Source organism: Streptomyces antioxidans (assembly GCF_000968685.2).
Lineage (GTDB): Bacteria > Actinomycetota > Actinomycetes > Streptomycetales > Streptomycetaceae > Streptomyces > Streptomyces antioxidans.
In genome coordinates this window covers 26,820-45,722 of sequence record NZ_LAKD02000019.1, presented here as the reverse complement: position 1 = coordinate 45,722, position 18,903 = coordinate 26,820, and the positions used below count along the sequence as shown (strand labels likewise).

Here is an 18,903-nt window from a genome sequence, read left to right as displayed (position 1 = left end):
GCCTCCCTGGTGTACGCGTGGTGGGTCTCGTTGTCGGACGCGTCGTCCGTGTGCGCGCCCGGGCTCCGCCCGCGCCGACACGGGCGGAGCCGACGGGGAGGCTAGTGGCGGCCACGTTGCGCGGACGTTGCGTCCCGGTGGCCCTGCCGTGGGGCTTCGCCCTCGTGGCCGCCATGATGTTCGCCCCCCGGGCCGCCCTGGTGGTGGACGCCGCCCGGCAGTCCGTACAGCTCCCGCAGCCGCCGCACCCGCGCCGCCGGAGCCGCCCGCCCCGGTGCGTGCGCCGGAAGCGTGGTCAGCAGCGTCTCCGCGACCTCCAGATCGTCCTCGCCCCACGGCGTCTGCGCCCAGCGCCGCAGCAGCTCAGGATCGCCGTGGGACAGCACGGCGCGCCGCAGCCCGTCCTCCAGCACCCGCCGCATCCGGCACACCCCCGGCGCCTCGGAGAGCGGCAGCAGCGGCCCGCTGTACGCCCGCAGCGCCGTGTACGCGTCGCCGGAGGCCAACGCCTCGGCGGCGTCCGCCAGATCGGTGCGCACCGGTGCGCAGAGCCGGTACGGGCGCGAGCCAAGCAGCGGGCCCACCAGGCGGCGCAGCCGGGACAGCTCGGCCCGCAGCGTCACGGGAGAGCGGTCGTCGGCCCGTGGGCCGTACAGCTCGAGCGTCAGCCGGTCGCCCGAAAGCCCCTCGGGATGGCCGGCCAGCAGCACCATGATCTCGCTGTGCCGCCGTCCGAGCCGCAGCCGCCGCCCGTCGACGACCAGCAGCGCCTCGTCCCGCCCCAGCGCCGTCAGGGAGATCCGGGCCGCGCGGGTGCGCGGCGCCTCGGCGCCCAGCTGGGCCTCGGCGGCGCGGGCGGTCGCCTGGACCAGGGCGAGGCTGTGCGGGGCGGCCAGATGGTCCCCGCCGGTGATGTCCACCGCGCCCAGCAGCCGCCCGGTGTGCGGATCGTGGACGGGCGCTGCGGCGCAGGTCCAGGGCTGCACAGTGCGGTTGAAGTGCTCGGTGGCGAAGATCTGCACCGCGTGGTCGACGGTGAGCGCCGTCCCGGGCGCGTTGGTGCCCGCGTGGCCCTCGTCCCAGCGCGCCCCGGCCACGAAGTTCATCCCCTCGGCCCGGTGCCGTACCCCCGTGTGCCCCTCCACCCACAGCAGCCGCCCCTGCTCGTCGCAGACCGCGAGCAGATGGGCCCCGTCGTAGGCGATGGTGCCCAGCAACTCCCGGAACAGCGGCATCACCCGGGCCAGCGGATGGTCCGCGCGATAGGTGTCCAGCGCGTCGTCCGCCAGGTCGATCGGCGCCTTGCACTCCTGGGTGATCCGGGCGTCGGCCGAGCGCCGCCAGGACTCCGCCACCACCGGCCGTACGGCCGGACTCACCGCCCCCTCCGCCAGGAACGCCTCATGGGCGCGGCGCACATCGCGGGTGCGCTCAGCGGGGTCGGTGCCTGACGCCATCGCCAGCCAGGGATTGACCATGGTGCCTCGCTCAGCGGTACGGAGGGGCGGTACGGAGGGGTGCGGAGTACCAGGCTTTCACGGATCGGGCGGCGGGAGGAGCCGGCGGTCAGGTGTGCGCGGGCAGGGAGGGGGCGGGTACGACCCCGGGCGGGGAGGCATAGCCGCAGGAGTGGCAGATCTTCCACCCGTCCTGGTTCACGGCGAGTTGGCCACCACAGCTCGGGCACTGCTCGGAGCTCATGATCGTTCCTTTGGTTCACGCGCGCGGAGTGGCGCGGGCCATCCCGCGCGCTCAGATTTCCTTGTGGGGCGGATGCCCCGCAATAGCCAGAACAAGCCGCGTTGGGGTACGAGCACCCGATGGAGGTCGTTCACACGGATGCGCGGTGCGCAGAACGAAGCGGGCGGGGAGCCGGTGAAGGCTCCCCGCCCGCTTCGTCAGAGGGTGTGGGGGAAGGTCAGCTGATGGACTTGATCAGCTCACCGTTCGCGGTGTCGCCGCTGAGCTCCCAGAAGAAGGTGCCGCCCAGGCCCTGCTGCTGCTTGTAGTTCATCTTCCCGGCGATGGTGGCGGGGGTGTCATAGCTCCACCACTGGCTGCCGCAGTGTGCGTAGGCCGTGCCCGCGACCGTGCCCGTCGCCGGGCAGGAGCCCTTGAGCACCTTGTAGTCCTCGATGCCCGCCTCATAGGTGCCGGGCGCGGCGCCGGTCGCCGTGCCGCCGGGGGCGTCCTGGCTGACGCCGGTCCAGCCACGTCCGTAGAAGCCGATGCCCAGCAGGAGCTTCGAGGCCGGGATGCCGAGGCCCTTGAGCTCGCTGATGGCGGCGTCGGTGTTGAAGCCCTCCTGCGGAATGCCGTTGTAGGAGGTGAGCGGGGAGTGCGGGGCGGTGGGTCCCTGTGCGGCCCATGCGCCGAAGAAGTCGTACGTCATCGGGTTGTACCAGTCGACGTAACTGGCGGCGCCCGCGTAGTCGGCGGCCTCGATCTTGCCGCCGGAGGAGGCGTCGGCCGTGATCGCCGCGGTCACCAGGTTGGACGAGCCGAACTTGGCGCGCACGGCGGACATCAGGTTCTTGAAGGCGTCCTTACCGCTGGTGTCACAGGTGAGGCCGCAGGCGTTGGGGTACTCCCAGTCGATGTCGATGCCGTCGAAGACATCCGCCCAGCGCGGGTCCTCGACCAGGTCGTAGCAGGACTGGGCGAAGGCCGCGGGGTTCTTGGCGGCCTCGGTGAACCCGGAGGACCAGGTCCAGCCGCCGAAGGACCACAGCACCTTCAGGCCGGGGTGGAGCTTCTTGAGCTTGCGCAGCTGGTTGAAGTTGCCGCGCAGGGCGCCCGCGTCCCAGGTGTCGGCCTGGCCGTCGACGCTGCTCGCCGCGTCGTACGCCTTGTCGTAGTCGGCGTAGGAGTCACCGATGGCGCACTTGCCGCCGGTGACGTTGCCGAAGGCGTAGTTGATGTGGGTGAGCTTGGCGGCCGAACCCGAGGTCTCGACGTTCTTGACGTGGTAGTTGCGCTGGTAGATGCCCCATTCGGTGAAGTAGCCGACCACCTTGTCGCCGGCGGCCTCCGTCGTGGCGGCCTTCGTCGTGGTCGTCTTCGTCGTGGGGGTCTTGGCGGCCTTGGACGTGGCCTGGGGTATGTCGGCGCTCCGGGGTTCACCGGCCGCTGCCGAGCCCGCGAGCAGGGTGGCGGTCAGGGCCGCCGTACAGATCGCCGCGAGCGCGGCGGACAGTCTGCCTGGTCTGAGCATGGAATCTCCTCGGTGGGGGTGAGGGGAGTGAACTGCCCGACGACCTGCCCATAGCTTGACATGAACGCGCAGGGCAAGGTGGGGAAAAGGTAGATGGACTAGACCAGTGAGGTCAATGGTCTGGGCCAATTTGCTCCATGCGTGCGACGTTGGTGGAAGTGGGTGGCGGAGGCGGTGAGTGGGCACCATGCGCGAATTTGGTTGAAGATCGGGTGACCGGTACCGAAAGGCTTCGGATCGGGCATACTCCAAGCGCCGCAGTGCAGGTCAACACCGTTCGCGATCCGACGGGCGGACCGGCCGGCGGCAGCATCACCCGGTGGCGCCGCCTCACCCCGGCGCCCGCCGCCGCAGCGCCTGACCAGGGGAGAGGAGAGCGCCGCCATGACCGATCACGGCCCGCAGCCGGTGGAGCGTGAGCTGCCCACCGAAGAGGCCCGCGACCTGATCTCGCTCGTCCGCGAGCTGATCGAACGGGAGATCAAGCCCCGGGCCGCCGAGGAGGAGGCCGCCGGGCGCTTCCCCCGAGAGCTGTTCACCCTGCTGTCCGAGTCCGGGCTGCTGGGGCTGGTCCACCCCGAGGAGTTCGGCGGCGGCGACCAGCCGTACGAGGTCTACCTCCAGGTCCTCGAGGAGCTCGCCGCGGCCCGGCTGACCGTCGGCCTCGGCGTCAGCGTCCACACCCTGGCCTGCCACGCCCTCTCCCGCTACGGCAGCAAGGAGCAGCTGGCCGAGCACCTTCCGGCGATGTTGGGGGGCGGACTGCTCGGCGCGTACTGCCTCTCCGAGCCCTCCTCCGGGTCCGACGCGGCCGGGCTCACCACCCGCGCCACCCGCGACGGGGACACCTGGACGATCGAGGGCACCAAGGCGTGGATCACCCACGGCGGCATCGCCGACTTCTACACCGTGCTCGCCCGCACCGGCCCCGAGCGCACCCGTGGCATCAGCGCCTTCCTCGTGCCCGCCGACGCCCCCGGGCTCTCGGCGGCGGCGCCCGAGCACAAGATGGCCATGGCCGGTTCGCCGACCGCCCAGATCCACCTCGACGGGGTGCGGGTTCCCGACGCCCGCCGCATCGGCGATGAGGGCCAGGGTTTCGCGATCGCCCTGTCCGCCCTGGACGCGGGCCGTCTCGGCATCGCGGCCTGCGCCGTCGGTGTCGCCCAGGCGGCGCTGGACCAGGCGCTCGCGTACACCGCGCAGCGGCGGCAATTCGGCCGCCCGATAGCCGACTTCCAGGGTCTGCGTTTCATGCTCGCCGACATGGCCACGCAGATCGAGGCCGGGCGCGCCCTGTATCTGGCGGCGGCACGGCTGCGGGACGCGGGGCGCCCGTACTCCAAGCAGGCGGCGATGGCCAAGCTGTTCTGTACGGACGCCGCGATGCGGATCACCACCGACGCCGTCCAACTGCTGGGCGGATACGGCTACACGGTGGACTTCCCGGTCGAGCGCTATATGCGCGAGGCGAAGGTCCTCCAGATCGTGGAGGGCACCAACCAGATCCAGCGGGTGGTGATCGCCCGCGCTCTCGCGGGGCCGGAGACCGGCTGACGCCGGTGTGCCGGTTGGGGCGGGGTGTCGGTTTGGGGGCGCGGCAGGCGCCCCCGCCGTCTCTCTACCCCCGCGTCACCGGGAACCGCACCGGCCGGGAGCCGGGGCCGCCCAGGTGGGAGAACGGCTGTGTCCGCCAGTCCAGGCCCGCCGGAAGCGTCAGCAGCAGCGCGGCGTCCCGCTCGTACGCGTCCAGCGACGCGTCGGCGGGCGCGGCCTCGGCCACCCGGCGGCCGGTGCCGGCGCAGACCGTGAGCCCGAACGGGTCCCACGGGGACGAGCACAGCGCGTGCTCGGGAAGGACGTCCTCGTCGGCGAGGAGCGCGATGGGGCGCGCGCAGTCCGGGCAGATCACCCGGAACATCTCGTAGGTGTCATGGGTCGCGTCGGTATCGATGTCGCCTGCGTCAAGGCGCTCGAGATGAGGCATTGAATTTCCCCCTCGGGTGGGCTGGCCAGGCGCGTCGGCCTCGACCACAGCAAGCATTTCCCTCGCGGCCGCATAGGTAATCGCCGCATCTCATAGGACACCCACGAGGACATGTGGCGTTCGTCACATGCCCGGTGCAGGTGCTGCGTAGCGGTGTCTATGTCCGCTGTGCCCACCCGCTGTGCCGGAGCCCTCCCGACCACATAAGGTGATCGGCTGTGGAGGAGTTGGACAGACAGATCGTGGAGCTGCTCGTCAAGGACGGCCGGATGAGCTATACGGACCTGGGCAAGGCCACCGGCCTGTCCACATCGGCCGTGCACCAGCGGGTTCGCCGTCTTGAGCAGCGGGGCGTGATCCGCGGCTATGCCGCCGTCGTGGACCCCGAGGCCGTCGGGCTCCCCCTCACCGCGTTCATCTCGGTCAAACCCTTCGACCCCAGCGCGCCCGACGACATCTCCGAGCGGCTTGCCGAGGTGCCCGAGATCGAGGCGTGCCACAGCGTTGCGGGAGACGAGAACTACATCCTCAAGGTGCGCGTCGCGGCCCCGCTGGAACTGGAGCACCTGCTCAGCAGGATCCGCTCGCTGGCGGGTGTCTCCACCCGCACCACCGTGGTCCTCTCCACGCCCTACGAGGCACGCCCGCCGCGCGTCTGAACGCCCTTCCGGCACCCGCCCCTTCCGGCCCGCCCTTCCGACGCCCCCTCATCCCATACCCCCATCGAGGCAGCCCGCCGTGAACCACCCCACCCCCGCCCAGGCCACCGAAGGCCGTACCGTCCTACTGCGCGGAGGCGAGGTCCACAGCCCCGCCGATCCGTTCGCGACCGCGATGGTCATCGAACGCGGCACCATCGCCTGGGTCGGCTCCGAAGGGGCCGCGGACGGCTTCGCGGACGGCGTGGACGAGGTCATCCAGCTGGACGGGGCACTGGTGACGCCCGCCTTCACCGATGCGCATGTGCACACCACCGCGACCGGGCTCGCCCTCACCGGACTCGATCTCACCGGCGCCCGTACGCTCGCCGACGCGCTGGAGCGGGTGCGCGCCCACACCGCCGCCCACCCCGCCGACCGGGTGCTGCTCGGCCACGGCTGGGACGCCGCCCGCTGGCCCGAGGGGCGGCCGCCCTCCCGGGCCGAACTCGATCAGGCGACCGGCGGCCGCCCCCTCTATCTCACCCGTATCGATGTGCACTCCGCCGTCGTCACCACCGCGCTCCTGGACCTCGTCCCCGGCGTGTCGGACCTGGCCGGGTACCACCACGACACGCCGCTGACCGGCGCCGCCCACCACGCCGTACGCGCCGCCGCCCACGCGGTCATCACCGAGCGGCAGCGCACCGACGCCCAGCGGGCCGCCCTCGCCCGCGCCGCCGCGCTCGGCATCGGCACCGTCCACGAATGCGCCGGGCCCGACATCTCCTCCGAGGACGACCTCACCGGGCTGCTGAAGCTCGCCGCCGGGGAGTCCGGGCCGCGGGTGTACGGCTACTGGGCCGAGGCCGCGAGCGGCGCATCCGACCTGGACAAGGTGCGCGAACTCGGCGCCATCGGCGCGGCGGGCGACCTCTTCGTCGACGGGGCGCTCGGTTCACACACGGCGTGTCTCCACCAGCCCTACGCCGACACGCCGCACACCGGCACCGCCTACCTGGACGCGGCGGCCGTCGCCGCCCATGTCACCGCCTGCACCGAGGCCGGGATCCAGGCCGGATTCCACGCCATCGGCGACGCCGCCGTCACGGCCGTCGTCGAGGGCGTACGGGCCGCCGCCGACACGGTCGGACTCGCCCGGGTCCGCGCCGCCCGGCACCGCGTCGAACACGCCGAGATGTTCACCCCCGAGACCGTCGCGGCCTTCGCCGACCTCGGCCTCACCGCCTCCGTCCAGCCCGCCTTCGACGCCCTGTGGGGCGGCGAGGACGGCATGTACGCCCAGCGGCTCGGCCCCGAGCGGGCCCGCACCCTCAACCCCTATGCGGCGCTGCTGCGCGCCGGAGTGCCGCTGGCGCTCGGCTCCGACAGCCCCGTCACCCCGCTCGACCCCTGGGGCACCGTGCGCGCCGCCGCCTTCCACCGCACCCCGGAGCACCGGATCTCGGTCCGCGCCGCCTTCACCGCCCACACCCGCGGCGGCTGGCGGGCCATCGGACGGGACGACGCGGGCGTTCTGGCGCCCGGCGCGCCCGCCGACTACGCGATCTGGCGGGCCGGTGAGCTCGTCGTGCAGGTGCCCGACACGCGGGTCGCCGGATGGTCCACCGACCCCCGGTCCGGCACTCCCGGGCTGCCCGACCTCACCCCCGGCGGCCAACTGCCCGTCTGCGTGCGCACGGTGGTGGGCGGACGCACCGTCCACCACCGGCCGGACGAGTGACGTGCGGGCGCCCCGTACCGCCGAACGATGAGCCCCCGGCCTGTCGTGGCATCTGAACACCGTCCGTACTGACCTGGTCATTTGAGGAAACGGCGCAGGTCATGTGGCTGTTGACAGGGTGCGGTTGGTGGCCGGTAGGTTCGGCCTCGTCCACCACAGGACGCCCGACCGGGGAATCTTCACGCAGTCGTCGAACGCCGCTGGGCCAGAGGGAGACGCGCCATCGGGGCGCGCCACCACTGGGAGCCAGGTCCAGTGCACGGGGGCGAGGGAGGGATCGCCGGGTCGGCAGGTGCGACCCGGGAGGGGCCCGGACGCTCAGTAGACAACGGCTCTCGGTCGATCCGCAGCCAGCGGGTCCCAGGTCGGCCCGAAGGGCGTCGGGCCCCCACTCCGCACGCGCACACCGGCGGACCGCCCCCCGACGCGGGGGCGGGGCCGCCGCCGGGCGGGGAACCCCCGCCATGGCCGAAGCGTTTCTCTGTCCCGAGGTCACAATCCGCACCTCGGGACCACTTCCGCGGGCCCGCGTTATACGGTCACCTCACCACAGCACGACCTGTAGGAAGGCCGCACCGTGCCATCGGGTTCCGACACCACCGCCGAAGCCGCCCCCACCGGGCCGGACGCAGACCGACCGGGTCAGCGGACGACCGGTTCCGCCGCCACGCCGCCCACGGAGGGCGCCGATGGCGCCGAGGGCGGTGACGCTGTGGGGGGTCGTGATCCCGTCGCGGGCGGTGACGCCGTCGAGGGTCGTGATGCTGTCGAGGGCGACGAATCCGGCCCGACCGGGTCTGCCGCGCCTGGGACTGCCGCGTCCGGTAGCGCGTCTGCCACGTCCGGGGTCGCCCCCAGCGCCCCCGGTGCCGCCTCCGCCCCCGTAACCGCCTCCGAGCCGTCCCCCGGGGAGCGGCGGCCCGGGCGGCTGCGCCGCCTCGGTCTGCTCGCCCGGCGGGAGGCGCGGCGCAGCGCGCTCGCGGTGCTCAGCGGGCTCGTGCTCGGCCTCGCCTTCCCTCCGTTCGGGGTGTGGCCGCTGTCCCTGGTGGCCGTCGCCGCCCTGGCCCTGCTCACCCGCGGCCGGACCGCCCGCCAGGGCGCCTGGACGGGCTTCGCCTTCGGGGTGCCGTTCTTCCTCCTGCTGCTGAAGTGGCTCAGCGTGGTGGGCTGGGACGCGGTGGTGGGCCTGTCCGTCATCGAGGCGGCCTTCCTCGCGCTGATGGGGGCGGGGCTGGCCCTGGTCTCCCGGCTGCCCGTACCGGCCCTGTGGCCGCTGTGGACGGCCTGTCTGTGGGTCGCCGAGGAGTGGGCCCGCGACCGGGCGCCCTTCGGCGGCTTCCCCTGGGGGCGGCTGGCCTTCGCCAACACCGGCTCGCCCTACACCCCGCTGGCCGCGCTCGGCGGCGCCCCGCTGGTCACCTTCGGCGTCGCCCTGACGGGTGGAGCGCTCGCCTATGCCGCGCTCGCCCTGTGGCGGCTGCGCGGGGCGGCCGGGGGCTTCCCGCCGCGCCGCGCCCTGCCCGCCGCCGGGGCCGTGGCCGTCGCGGCCGCCGTGACCGCCTCCGGATTCACGGTGCCCATTCCCACCGCCGCCGATAAGTCGGTCGACATCGCGGTCGTCCAGGGCAATGTGCAGCAGCCCGGTATGGACTTCCTGGGCCGCCCCATGATGATCCTCGAGAACCATGTGAAGGCGACCCTGAACCTGGCGAAGGACATCAAGGCGGGCCGGATCGCCAAGCCCGATCTCGTCATCTGGCCGGAAAACGCCTCCGACCTCGATCCCTTCCAGTATCGGGAGGCATACGCCCGGATCGACGAGGCCGTGAAGTCGATCGGCGTTCCGGTACTGGTCGGCGCCCTGGTCGACCATCCGACCAAACAGGGCTATGTGGAGAACCAGGGCATCGTCTGGGACCCGAAGAGCGGCCCCGGCGCCTCGTACACCAAGCAGCACCCGGTGCCCTTCGGCGAGTACGTCCCCTTCCGCCAGGAGCTCAGCAAGGTCATCACCCGGCTGCAGCGGGTGCCCCGCGACTTCTACCCCGGCGACCACACCGGTGTGCTGAACGTCGGCCCGGCGCGGCTCGGCGATGTGATCTGCTTCGAGGTCGCCTACGACGAGATCGTGCGCGACACGGTCAACGCGGGCGCCCGGGCGATCGTCGTCCAGACCAACAACGCCACCTATGGACGCAGCGGCCAGCCCGAGCAGCAGCTGGTCATGTCCAGGCTGAGGGCGATCGAACACGGTCGGCCGGTGATCACCGCGGCCACCAGCGGGATCAGCGCCGTGGTCTCCCCGGATGGCACGATCGAGCAGCGGACGAAAGAATTCACGCAGGACGTGCTTACCGCGCGCATCCCACTGCGTGACGGCAAGACCCTGGCCGACCGCGTCGGTGCGATCCCCGAGTGGGTGCTCGCTATGGTGGGCGTTCTGTCCAGCGCGGCCGCGATCATGATCGGCCGTCGGGGACGTACGGACGAGAAGGGGCAGTAGCCGTGAGCGACGCACGCGAGGCCGAGGGGCCCGGCACCAAGGCCGACGAGCCGAGCGCGAAGGCCGGGGAGGCCGGCGCCGAGGCCGAGGAGCCGCGCCGTAGCAACGAGACCCAGGACGACGGTGGCCGGCGGAAGTACGGTCCGCTCGGCACGACCTTGGTGATCATTCCGACCTACAACGAGGCGGAGAACATCAAGCTGATCGTCGCGCGGGTCCGGGAGTCGGTTCCGGACGCGCACATCCTCGTCGCGGACGACAACAGCCCGGATGGCACGGGCAAGGTCGCCGATGAGCTGGCTGCCGAGGACGACCACGTCAAGGTCCTGCACCGCAAGGGCAAGGAGGGCCTTGGCGCCGCCTATCTGGCGGGGTTCCGCTGGGGCATCGAGCACGGCTACGGCGTGCTGGTGGAAATGGACGCCGACGGCTCCCACCAGCCCGAGGAGCTGCCCCGGCTGCTCACCGCGCTCAAGGGCGCGGATCTGGTGATCGGCTCCCGCTGGGTGCCCGGCGGCCGCATCGTCAACTGGCCCAAGTCCCGCGAGTTCATCTCCCGGGGCGGCAGCACGTACTCCCGTCTGCTCCTCGACGTCCCGATCCGGGACATGACGGCGGGCTACCGGGCGTTCCGCAAGGAGACGCTCGAGGGCATCGGCATGGACGAGGTCGCCTCCCAGGGCTACTGCTTCCAGATCGACCTGGCCTGGCGGGCCATCAAGGCGGGCTTCCACGTCATCGAGGTCCCGGTCACCTTCATCGAACGCGAGCGCGGCGAGAGCAAGATGAGCCGCGACATCGTCACGGAGGCGGCCTGGCGGGTCATGTCCTGGGGGGTGGGCTCGCGGGTCAACAAGGTGCTGGGCCGCAAGGAGCCCAAGGGGTCTGAGGATTCCAAGGAGCCAAAAGAATCCAAGGAGCTGACGGAGTCCACGGAGCCCAATGAGCCCAAGGAGCCCAAGGAGCCCAAGGAGTCCACGGCATCCGAGGAATCCAGGGAGCCCAAGGAGTCCTAGGCGCGGCCTTCGACCCCCGCCGCCTGGGCCGCGCTCCCCGCTCGGAGCAGTCCCGCGGGCGATGTTCCGCCCCGTACCGGACACTTGAGGCGGAAGGAGGCGGAACATGGCTAAAGCGACCGCCAAGAGCGGAAAGACGTCGGGGCGCCGCATGGCGGCCCGCGGAGGCGCCAAGTCGGGCGGCATGGAGATGCGGACCAAGGAGGACCTGTACCGCGAGGCCCAGAAGGCGGGCATCGAGGGCAGATCCCAGATGTCCAAGAGCCAGCTGATCTCGGCACTGCGCCACCGCTGAGCGCTGACCGCTGGCCTACGGGACCGGGCGCCCCCCGGTCCCGGCGGCTCAGCGGACCCCCGGGACGGTCAGCACCGTGAGCAGTGCCGTCCCGGCGACCAGCCAGGCGACGTAGTCGCCGATGTGCCCGGACTGCAGTCGTCGTACGGGCGCGAGTAGCGCGGCCGTCCCGGTGTGGACCGGCCGCCGCACCGCCAGTGTGGCCAGGGTGATGGCGAGGGCCGCGGAGAGCAGCCCGAGCAGGATCCCGGTCAGCTGCCAGTGCGGTGGCGGATGCGCCGGGGCGGCCGTGGCGTGTCCGTCGAGGACCGTCCGCCGGTAGCCGCCGGTGTCGGTGAACAGTGCCCCGGCCCGGCCCACCGCGGACCCGACGGCCGGGATCACCCCGAGGGCCAGCGACGCGCCCAGCAGCACGGTCGGCACCGCCAGCAGCGGCACCGGGATGCGCCCGAGGCGGCCGCCGGTTTCCGGCTCCTCCTCGCCGGTGGTCTCCGGGCCGCTCTCCTGCTCGTCCCTGGGCCGTCGGCCCGCTCCGGCGAAGATCCGCAACCCGGCGCGCAGCACCGCGCCCCCGGTCACCGCCGACACCAGGACGTAGAGCGCGGGCAGCCATACGGTGGTGTGCCCCGCGGCCTCCTCCGCGGCGGCCTTGCCCAGCCCGGAGCCGAACGGCGGCAGCCCGCACAGGGCCAGCCCGCCCACCGCGAACAGCACGCCGACCTCCGGCAGCTCCCGGGCCCGGCCGAACAACTCGTGCTCATCATGGCCCGGCCGGGACCGTTCGCCACGCACAGCGGAAGCACCGTGGCGGGCACCCCGACCAGCGCCGTCCGGCGGACCAGCCGGGAGTCGGGCAGGACGTCGAGGAAGCGGGCGTAGATCAGCGTTCCGGTGGGGCCGAGCACGCTGACCACCAGCGCCACATCGTTGTACGAGGTCCGGTGGAAGCCCTGGGCGGCCAGCAGCAGCACCAGACCGGCCAGCAGTGAGGTGAGGTTCTGGCCGATCAGCCGGTCCTTGGGCGAGCCGCGGGCGACCCGCCACAGCACCGGTACCAGCGCGAGCAGCGGCACCAGCGCCGCCGCCAGCCAGCCGTCGGAGGTGCTCACCGGTCCGCTACCGCCCGGCGCCCGGCGCGCGCGAGCGCGGCGGCGGCCAGCGCGGAGGCCGACCCGACCAGGAGCTCCAGCGGGTCCACGGAGCTGATCAGCACCAGCCAGATCCCGGTGAGCGCCGCCCACCACACCAGGACCTCCAGCACAGCCGTCATTCGACACCTCCGTCGGCGGCGGGTACCCGGCCCGCCGCCGCCGATACCTCGAGCTCACTCCTGCGGACTCCGCCCGTTCTCCTCCGTTCTCCTCCGATCTCTTCCGGACTCCTGGACCCTCTGGGGCCCCTCGCGCGTTGGAACCCATGAGATCCCACGAGATCCCCGCGATCCCCTTGGCCGTGCGACCCGCGCTCCGCATCGGCCACGGGCCCGGGCACACTTGGAGGCATGATGACCGGCGCACCGCAGCAGAGCGACCCGACCCGCCCGAAGCGCTCACGCGCCCGCTCCTTCGTACCGCTGGGGATCGCCGCCTGGCTGGTTCTGGAGATCTGGCTGCTGACCCTGGTGGCGGATGCCGCCGGTGGGCTGACCGTCTTCCTGCTGCTGGTCGCGGGCGTGCTGGTGGGCGGGGCCGTGGTCAAGCGCGGTGGCCGCCGGGCGTGGCAGAGCCTGGCCGGGTCGATGCGGCAGGGCGCCGAGGAGCCCGCCGCGCGGCCGGGAAGCTCCTTCACGATGCTCGGCGGGCTGCTGCTGATGGTGCCGGGGCTGATCTCGGACGTGGCCGCGCTGGTGTGCCTGTTCCCGCCGACCCGGGCGCTGCTGCGGCGCCGCGCGGAGAGCGCGCTGTCGCGCCGGATGGGCTTCGTCCCCGGATCGCCGTCCGACCCCTTCCGCCAGGCCCGTGAGCAGCGGGAGCGGCGGGACGGGCGGGAGCGCCCGGAGCAGGGCACGGTCATCCAGGGCGAGGTGATACGGGACGGGGACGAGGGGGGCCGGGACGGCGACGGAGAGCCGGGCCCCGGCCTGCGCCCGCGCGACCGGGGCTGAGCCGCCGGGCCCGCGCGACCGGGGCTGAGGCGGGGCTCAGCCAGCGCGATGGCCACACCGAGGGCTCGCGGCGGGCACACCAAGGGCCGGGGCCACTGCTCAGCAGTGGCCCCGGCCCTGGAACTTCAGTTGTTACCGCAGTGCTGCCGCTCGGTTCAGGCAGACTTGCGGGTGTCCCGCGGATGCACGGCGATGTTCATGGCACCGGAGCGCAGCACTGCCAGCCGCTCGGCCAGCACTTCCTCCAGCTCCTCGCGGGTACGCCGCTCCATGAGCATGTCCCAGTGCGTGCGCGCGGGCTTGCCCTTCTTCTCCTCTGGACCGTCGCCGTCGACAAGGAGTGCCATGGCGCCGCACGCCTTACACTCCCACTCCGGCGGGATCTCCGCCTCTACCGAGAACGGCATCTCAAATCGATGGCCGTTCTGGCATGCGTACTCCACCGCCTGGCGCGGGGCCAGATCGATGCCGCGGTCGGTCTCGTAGCTGGTCACCACGAGTCGCGTGCCGCGAAGAGCTCGCTCACTCATGAATCGTGCCTCCCGGGCTTGTCGCCCACAGGACAGGTGTCGCTGTCGTCGTCATCCGGTCAACGTCCGGTCGGCGGTGAAGATTCCCGTACTGGGACATGCGTCGCCCGTCGTGCCGCCCCGTTGTTCTACCCACCGGCGCCCGGTTTGTCACATCTGGCAGCAGATGTCACCCAGCGTTTCTGGTGCTTTAGCGCGCAGTAACGGTCCGCCTGGTAGGCCAAGGGCGTACACTACCGCCCCGACGGCCCCAGCCCTAAATCAGGTCCCGAACCTGCGCCTCGGCGCCGCCGCGCGCCACGATTCCAGAGCCGGGCCCCGCGGGTGCGGGAACCGCGAAGACACGCAGGAAGAACTGCGACAGCGGTCCGATGGTCAGCGCGAACAGCACCGTGCCCACCCCGACCGAGCCGCCCAGCGCGAAGCCGGTGGCCAGCACCGCCAGCTCGATCCCGGTCCGCACCAGCCGGATCGACCATCCGGTGCGCCGGTGCAGCCCCGTCATCAGCCCGTCCCGCGGGCCGGGCCCGAACCGTGCCGCGATGTAGAGCCCGGTGGCCACGCCGCACAGCACGATCGCGAAGAGCAGCAGCGGGATCCGCACCGCCAGCGCCTCCGGCTCCGGTGTCAGCCATAGTGTGCCGTCCACCACAGGCCCGACCACCAGCACATTCGACACCGTGCCGAGCCCCGGCCGCTGGCGCAGCGGGATCCACAGCAGCAGCGCGGCGACGCCGACCACGACCGTCACCGTGCCGATCGACAGCGGGATGTGCTCGGAGACGCCCTGGTGGAAGGCGTCCCACGGGTCGAGACCGAGCGTGGCGCGCAACTGGAGCCCCATGGACACGCCGTAGAGCACGAGCCCCACATAGAGCTGGGCAAGGCGGCGCGGGAGGCGGCGGCCCACAAGGGGACGGCGCGCAAGGCGGCCCGCAAGACGGCGGCCCGCAAGACGGCGGCCCGTAAGGGTGCGGCCAGCAAGACGGCGGCGCGGTAGGTCGGACAACGCGTGCTCCTGGTGTGAGTGGCCTGCGGCATGTCACTCTGTGGCCCGGAACCAGTCCAGTTCTACGGCCAATCTCCGAAAGGTGGACCGCATTCGATGAGTCCATGGACGTCCGCGGTCGGAGCACCCCAACTGGCCCGGCTGCTCGGGTCACAGCACACCCGCGACGGCGTGGCCGCCGGGGCCGCGGCCTCACTGACCGGGGGCCGCCGCGTCCCCGCCTACCGCTCACTCGCCGACGGCGTACGGCTACTCATCCTGGAGGGCCGGGTTCCGGTCGCCGCCCGGCTGCCCGCCGAGCGCGAGCTCGCCGCGGCGCTCGCGGTCAGCCGCACCACCGTGGCCGCCGCCTACGAGGCGCTGCGCGGCGAGGGGTTCCTGGAGTCCCGGCGCGGCGCCGGGAGCTGGACCGCCATGCCCGCCGGAAGCCCGCTGCCCACCCGGGGGCTCGATCCGCTCCCGCCCGAGGCCGCGGCCTCCGTGATCGACCTCGGCTGTGCCGCACTGCCCGCCCCCGAGCCCTGGCTCACCCGCGCCATGCGCGGCGCCCTGGACGAACTGCCGCCCTACGCCCACACCCACGGCGACTACCCCGCCGGGCTGCCAGCCCTGCGCCAGGCGCTCGCCGACCGCTACACCGCCCGCGGCATACCGACCATGCCCGAGCAGATCATGGTCACCACCGGCGCCATGGGGGCCGTCGCCGCCGCCTGCCGACTGATGGTCCGGCCCGGTGAACGGGTCGCCGTCGAATCCCCCAGCTACGCCAACATCCTCCAGTTGCTGCGCGAGGCGGGCGCCCGGCTCGTCCCCGTCGCCATGGCCGACCGGCTCGCGGGCTGGGACATCCCGTCCTGGCGCCAGGTGCTCAGCGCTGCCGCGCCCCGGCTGGCCTACGTCGTCGCCGACTTCCACAACCCCACCGGCGCCCTCGCCACCGAGGACCAGCGGCGCCAGCTCGTCGACGCGGCCCGCTCCGCCGGAACGGTCCTGATCGCCGACGAGACCATGGCCGAGCTGCGGCTGGACGACGGGGTGGAGCTGCCCCGGCCCGTCTGCGCCTTCGACCCGGCGGGCAGCACCGTGATCACCGTCGGCTCGGCGAGCAAGACCTTCTGGGCGGGGCTGCGGATCGGCTGGGTGCGCGCCGCACCCGATGTCATCCGCAGCCTGGTCGCCGCCCGCGCCTACGCGGATCTGGGCACTCCCGTCATCGAACAGCTCGCCGTCGCCTGGCTGCTGAACACGGGCGGCTGGGAGGAGGCCATCGAGATCCGCCGGGAGCTCGCGCGCGGCAACCGGGACGCGCTCGCCGAGGCCCTGAGGCGCCATCTGCCCGACTGGGAGTTCACCGTTCCGCACGGCGGGCTCACCCTCTGGGCCCGCACCGGCGGCCTCTCCGGATCCCGCATCGCCGAGGCGGGCGCCCGGCTGGGGGTCCGGGTGCCGTCGGGGCCACGCTTCGGGGTGGACGGCGCGTTCGAGGGGTACGTACGGCTGCCGTTCACGGTCGGGGGAGCGGTCGCCGAGAAGGCCGCCACCCGGCTTGCCTCGGCCGCCGACCTGGTCGCCACGGGCGCCACGGTTGAGGCGGAGGCGCCCCGGACGTACGTGGCCTGACCCGCCGTACCGCCTTGTGGCCGTGGCCACCGCGGCGGCCGTGGCAGTGACGTGTGGCCGTGGCCTTGGCCCGACCCGCCGTACCGCGCTGCGGTACCGCCACGGGCCCCGCTGGCTAGCCCCCGACGGGCGCCGGGGCCGGGGGCGCCGCCGGGTCCGGCGCCGGGAGCAGCCGGAGCACCGCCTGCCGCTCGGCCTCCCCGGCCGCCTCGTCGTACGGGTCGGGCGTGGCCGGGACCTGGAGGCGGTGCACCGGGCCCGCGCCGAGGCGGGCATAGCCGCGGCCCGGGGGCACCTCGGGCGTCGGGGTGGTGTGCGGCGGCGCCCCGAGGACCGCCGCGACCTGCTCGGACGAGACCGGGCCCAGCACCACCCGGGCCCGGGTGTGGCTCCGTACGGCGTCGCTCAGCGACTCCGCGGCGTCCAGCTGATCGGCCACCACCACCCGTACGTTCGCCGCCCGTCCGTGCCGCAGCGGCACGACCAGCAGCTCCTGGGGATCGGTGCGGCCGTCGGCCGCCGCGAGATGGCTCATCACCGACGGCCGGTCCAGCAGGATCCACAGCGGGCGCCGGATGTCCTCCGGCGGTGGGTGCCGCAGCTGGCGGGCGCGGTTGGCGGCGATCAGCCGGCGCTCGGTCTCATGGCCCGCCCACTCCAGCGTGGCCAGCACCCCGGCCGGTCCGCACTCCACGGCCAGCACCCCCGTACGTCCGCTCAGACACGCGTACTCACCGGTGCCGCCGCCGTCCACCACCAGCACCTCGCCATGGGGCAGCGCCTGCAGCGCGATGGAGCGCAGCAGGGTCGTGGTGCCGCTTCCGGGCTGGCCGAGCGCGAGCAGATGCGGTTCGGTCGAGCGCGGGCCGGTGCGCCAGACCACCGGCGGTACGTCATGGGTCTCCGGCCCGTCCGCTGCCGCCTTCTTGAGCCCGATGGTCCCCGTGCCGTGCGTGCTCTCCTCGTCTTCCTCGTCTTCCTCGTCGTCCTCGTCGTCCTCGTCCTCCTCGCACGTCTCCGGCCCCGCCAGCACCGGCAGGGTCCGCTGCACCGACGACGGATCGGTGAAGCCCAGCACCGTCTCACCGGGCGCGGTGACGAAGCGCTGGGCGTGGATCGCGGTGGACAGGGCGGGCAGCACGGTCAGGGTGAGGCTGTTGGCCTCCTCGTCCCACTCGAAGAGGTATTCACGGCCGCGTCCCGACTTCGCGTACAGCAGCTGCTCGATCCGGGTGCGGGCCGCGGGCTCGCCGTCGGTGAAGTACGCGGGGTAGTGGAGGCGCAGCCGGGTGAGCCGCCCGCTCTCGTCGAAGGCGAAGGAGTCGAACGCCTCCGACCAGTCGCCGCCGTGGCTGTAGAGCGGGCTGGGGTCCTCGGGGGCGGAGAAGTACGGCACCAGCGCCTCGTAGAGGGTGCGCAGCCGCTCGGTCCCGTCGGCGGGCGGTTCCGATGCGGCGCCGGTGCGCGCCCGCCCGGCCCAGCCCGCCGCGCCGATCAGGCTGATCGCCGCCGCCAGCGGCCCGTACGGCAGCAGGAAGACGACGAAGCCGCAGGCGACCACGAGGGTGAACACCGGTCCGCGGCGGTCGCCCGGCAGCTCCGTCCACCTGCGCCGCCCGGCGGCGGCGAGCACGCGCAGCCCGCGCGAGAGCGCGACCAGCGGCTGGAGCACATCGGCTACGCCGTCGGCCGTGCTGCGGGCGAACGCCCGGCCGCGGCCGGACGGGACGAGCGGGCTGCCCGTGGCGCCGCCGAGGCGGAGGCGGGGGAGTGGTCTCCGGCCCACGTCAGATCTTGATCCCACCCAAGAGGCTGGCGAGGCTCGCGCCGCCCGCCTTGATGCTCGGGGCGATCGCGGTGGAGGCGAGGTAGAAGCCGAAGAGCGCACAGATGACCGCGTGCGACCCCTTCAGGCCGTCCTTGCGGAAGAAGACGAAGACGATGATGCCGAGCAGTACGACGCCGGAAATGGACAGGATCATCACGGTCTCCTGGCTGATGGGGGACGGTCAGTCACCATGAGTGGTTCCAGGATCACAGCATGTATCCATCGGGCGAAAGGTGCAATTGGGTGGATTATCGGTGTAATCATCACCATGGAGGCGTGGCGGTATGGGTCCGCCCGCCGGGGCTGAGCGTCCGCCCGCTCGGGTGGGTCGGTCTGCCGCCGTCCTTAGGGTGGATGATCACATGCCCGAGGGTGGATGATCACCTACCCAGGTAGCGAAGCCGGAGGCGACAGG

18 protein-coding genes are annotated in these 18,903 nt (G+C 72.8%); 8 read left to right on the top strand and 10 right to left on the bottom strand.

Features of this window, described 5'->3' with window-relative positions:
- Nucleotides 1–101 precede the first annotated feature (101 nt).
- The 3 genes from VT50_RS09465 to VT50_RS09460 all read right to left on the bottom strand — a co-directional run bounded on the left by VT50_RS09465 (nucleotide 102) and on the right by VT50_RS09460 (nucleotide 3,214).
- Entirely contained in the window at nucleotides 102–1,478 is a 1,377-nt protein-coding gene (locus tag VT50_RS09465) for a GAF domain-containing protein (protein WP_046089564.1), read from the bottom strand.
- 88 nt (nucleotides 1,479–1,566) lie between these two features.
- Entirely contained in the window at nucleotides 1,567–1,701 is a 135-nt protein-coding gene (locus VT50_RS40950; RefSeq protein WP_262704163.1) for a hypothetical protein, read from the bottom strand.
- A gap of 217 nt (nucleotides 1,702–1,918) precedes the next feature.
- Complete coding sequence (locus VT50_RS09460) at nucleotides 1,919–3,214, bottom strand: glycoside hydrolase family 18 protein (RefSeq protein WP_046089565.1); 1,296 nt, start codon at nucleotides 3,212–3,214, stop codon at nucleotides 1,919–1,921.
- A gap of 384 nt (nucleotides 3,215–3,598) precedes the next feature.
- On the opposite strand from VT50_RS09460, the gene VT50_RS09455 reads away from it, so the two are divergent.
- Nucleotides 3,599–4,771 (top strand): acyl-CoA dehydrogenase family protein, encoded by a 1,173-nt coding sequence (locus VT50_RS09455; RefSeq protein ID WP_046089566.1) that lies wholly within the window; start codon nucleotides 3,599–3,601, stop codon nucleotides 4,769–4,771.
- A gap of 64 nt (nucleotides 4,772–4,835) precedes the next feature.
- Here VT50_RS09455 and VT50_RS09450 read toward each other — a convergent pair whose 3' ends face one another.
- The gene (locus tag VT50_RS09450) at nucleotides 4,836–5,201 is read right to left on the bottom strand and encodes a hypothetical protein (RefSeq protein WP_046089567.1); all 366 of its coding nucleotides are present in this window, start codon (nucleotides 5,199–5,201) and stop codon (nucleotides 4,836–4,838) included.
- A 218-nt stretch (nucleotides 5,202–5,419) separates the two neighbouring features.
- Here VT50_RS09450 and VT50_RS09445 point away from each other — a divergent pair, with 218 nt between their 5' ends.
- The 5 genes from VT50_RS09445 to VT50_RS09425 all read left to right on the top strand — a co-directional run bounded on the left by VT50_RS09445 (nucleotide 5,420) and on the right by VT50_RS09425 (nucleotide 11,397).
- Entirely contained in the window at nucleotides 5,420–5,860 is a 441-nt protein-coding gene (locus VT50_RS09445) for an Lrp/AsnC family transcriptional regulator (protein ID WP_046089568.1), read from the top strand.
- Between the two features lie 79 nt (nucleotides 5,861–5,939).
- Nucleotides 5,940–7,583: an amidohydrolase gene (locus VT50_RS09440; RefSeq protein WP_046089569.1), complete on the top strand. Its 1,644-nt coding sequence runs from the start codon at nucleotides 5,940–5,942 to the stop codon at nucleotides 7,581–7,583.
- A 577-nt stretch (nucleotides 7,584–8,160) separates the two neighbouring features.
- Nucleotides 8,161–10,086 (top strand): apolipoprotein N-acyltransferase, encoded by a 1,926-nt coding sequence (lnt, locus tag VT50_RS09435; RefSeq protein ID WP_046089570.1) that lies wholly within the window; start codon nucleotides 8,161–8,163, stop codon nucleotides 10,084–10,086.
- A 158-nt stretch (nucleotides 10,087–10,244) separates the two neighbouring features.
- Nucleotides 10,245–11,102, top strand: coding sequence for a polyprenol monophosphomannose synthase (locus VT50_RS09430; RefSeq protein ID WP_240529105.1), 858 nt, complete (start codon nucleotides 10,245–10,247; stop codon nucleotides 11,100–11,102).
- Nucleotides 11,103–11,208: 106 nt separating this feature from the next.
- On the top strand, nucleotides 11,209–11,397 hold the full coding sequence (locus VT50_RS09425; protein ID WP_046089571.1) for a Rho termination factor N-terminal domain-containing protein: 189 nt from the start codon (nucleotides 11,209–11,211) through the stop codon (nucleotides 11,395–11,397).
- A gap of 575 nt (nucleotides 11,398–11,972) precedes the next feature.
- Here the strand turns inward: VT50_RS09425 and VT50_RS09415 are convergent.
- Together VT50_RS09415 and VT50_RS39555 are read right to left on the bottom strand one after the other, a co-directional pair.
- Complete coding sequence (locus tag VT50_RS09415) at nucleotides 11,973–12,506, bottom strand: MrpF/PhaF family protein (RefSeq protein ID WP_240529101.1); 534 nt, start codon at nucleotides 12,504–12,506, stop codon at nucleotides 11,973–11,975.
- Nucleotides 12,503–12,667 carry a hypothetical protein gene (locus tag VT50_RS39555; protein ID WP_167396591.1) on the bottom strand — a complete coding sequence of 55 codons (165 nt, stop codon included), beginning with the start codon at nucleotides 12,665–12,667 and terminating at the stop codon, nucleotides 12,503–12,505. The genes VT50_RS09415 and VT50_RS39555 overlap by 4 nt, the downstream gene beginning before the upstream one ends.
- A 231-nt stretch (nucleotides 12,668–12,898) precedes the next feature.
- Between VT50_RS39555 and fxsA the strand changes: the two genes are divergently transcribed.
- A complete protein-coding gene (gene fxsA / locus VT50_RS09410) occupies nucleotides 12,899–13,501 on the top strand; it encodes an FxsA family membrane protein (RefSeq protein ID WP_046089572.1) in 603 nt (200 codons plus the stop codon).
- 155 nt (nucleotides 13,502–13,656) lie between these two features.
- Here fxsA and VT50_RS09405 read toward each other — a convergent pair whose 3' ends face one another.
- Both VT50_RS09405 and yczE read right to left on the bottom strand, forming a co-directional pair.
- Nucleotides 13,657–14,031 carry an RNA polymerase-binding protein RbpA gene (locus VT50_RS09405; protein ID WP_014056358.1) on the bottom strand — a complete coding sequence of 125 codons (375 nt, stop codon included), beginning with the start codon at nucleotides 14,029–14,031 and terminating at the stop codon, nucleotides 13,657–13,659.
- A 256-nt stretch (nucleotides 14,032–14,287) separates the two neighbouring features.
- Complete coding sequence (yczE, locus tag VT50_RS09400) at nucleotides 14,288–14,941, bottom strand: membrane protein YczE (protein ID WP_046089573.1); 654 nt, start codon at nucleotides 14,939–14,941, stop codon at nucleotides 14,288–14,290.
- A 195-nt stretch (nucleotides 14,942–15,136) separates the two neighbouring features.
- Here yczE and VT50_RS09395 point away from each other — a divergent pair, with 195 nt between their 5' ends.
- The gene (locus tag VT50_RS09395) at nucleotides 15,137–16,660 is read left to right on the top strand and encodes an SCO1417 family PLP biosynthesis transcription factor (protein ID WP_046089574.1); all 1,524 of its coding nucleotides are present in this window, start codon (nucleotides 15,137–15,139) and stop codon (nucleotides 16,658–16,660) included.
- 115 nt (nucleotides 16,661–16,775) lie between these two features.
- On the opposite strand, the gene VT50_RS09390 is transcribed toward VT50_RS09395, so the two are convergent.
- Together VT50_RS09390 and VT50_RS09385 are read right to left on the bottom strand one after the other, a co-directional pair.
- Complete coding sequence (locus VT50_RS09390; protein WP_046089575.1) at nucleotides 16,776–18,446, bottom strand: P-loop NTPase family protein; 1,671 nt, start codon at nucleotides 18,444–18,446, stop codon at nucleotides 16,776–16,778.
- A 1-nt stretch (nucleotide 18,447) separates the two neighbouring features.
- Entirely contained in the window at nucleotides 18,448–18,642 is a 195-nt protein-coding gene (locus tag VT50_RS09385; RefSeq protein ID WP_046089576.1) for a hypothetical protein, read from the bottom strand.
- Nucleotides 18,643–18,903 lie beyond the last annotated feature (261 nt).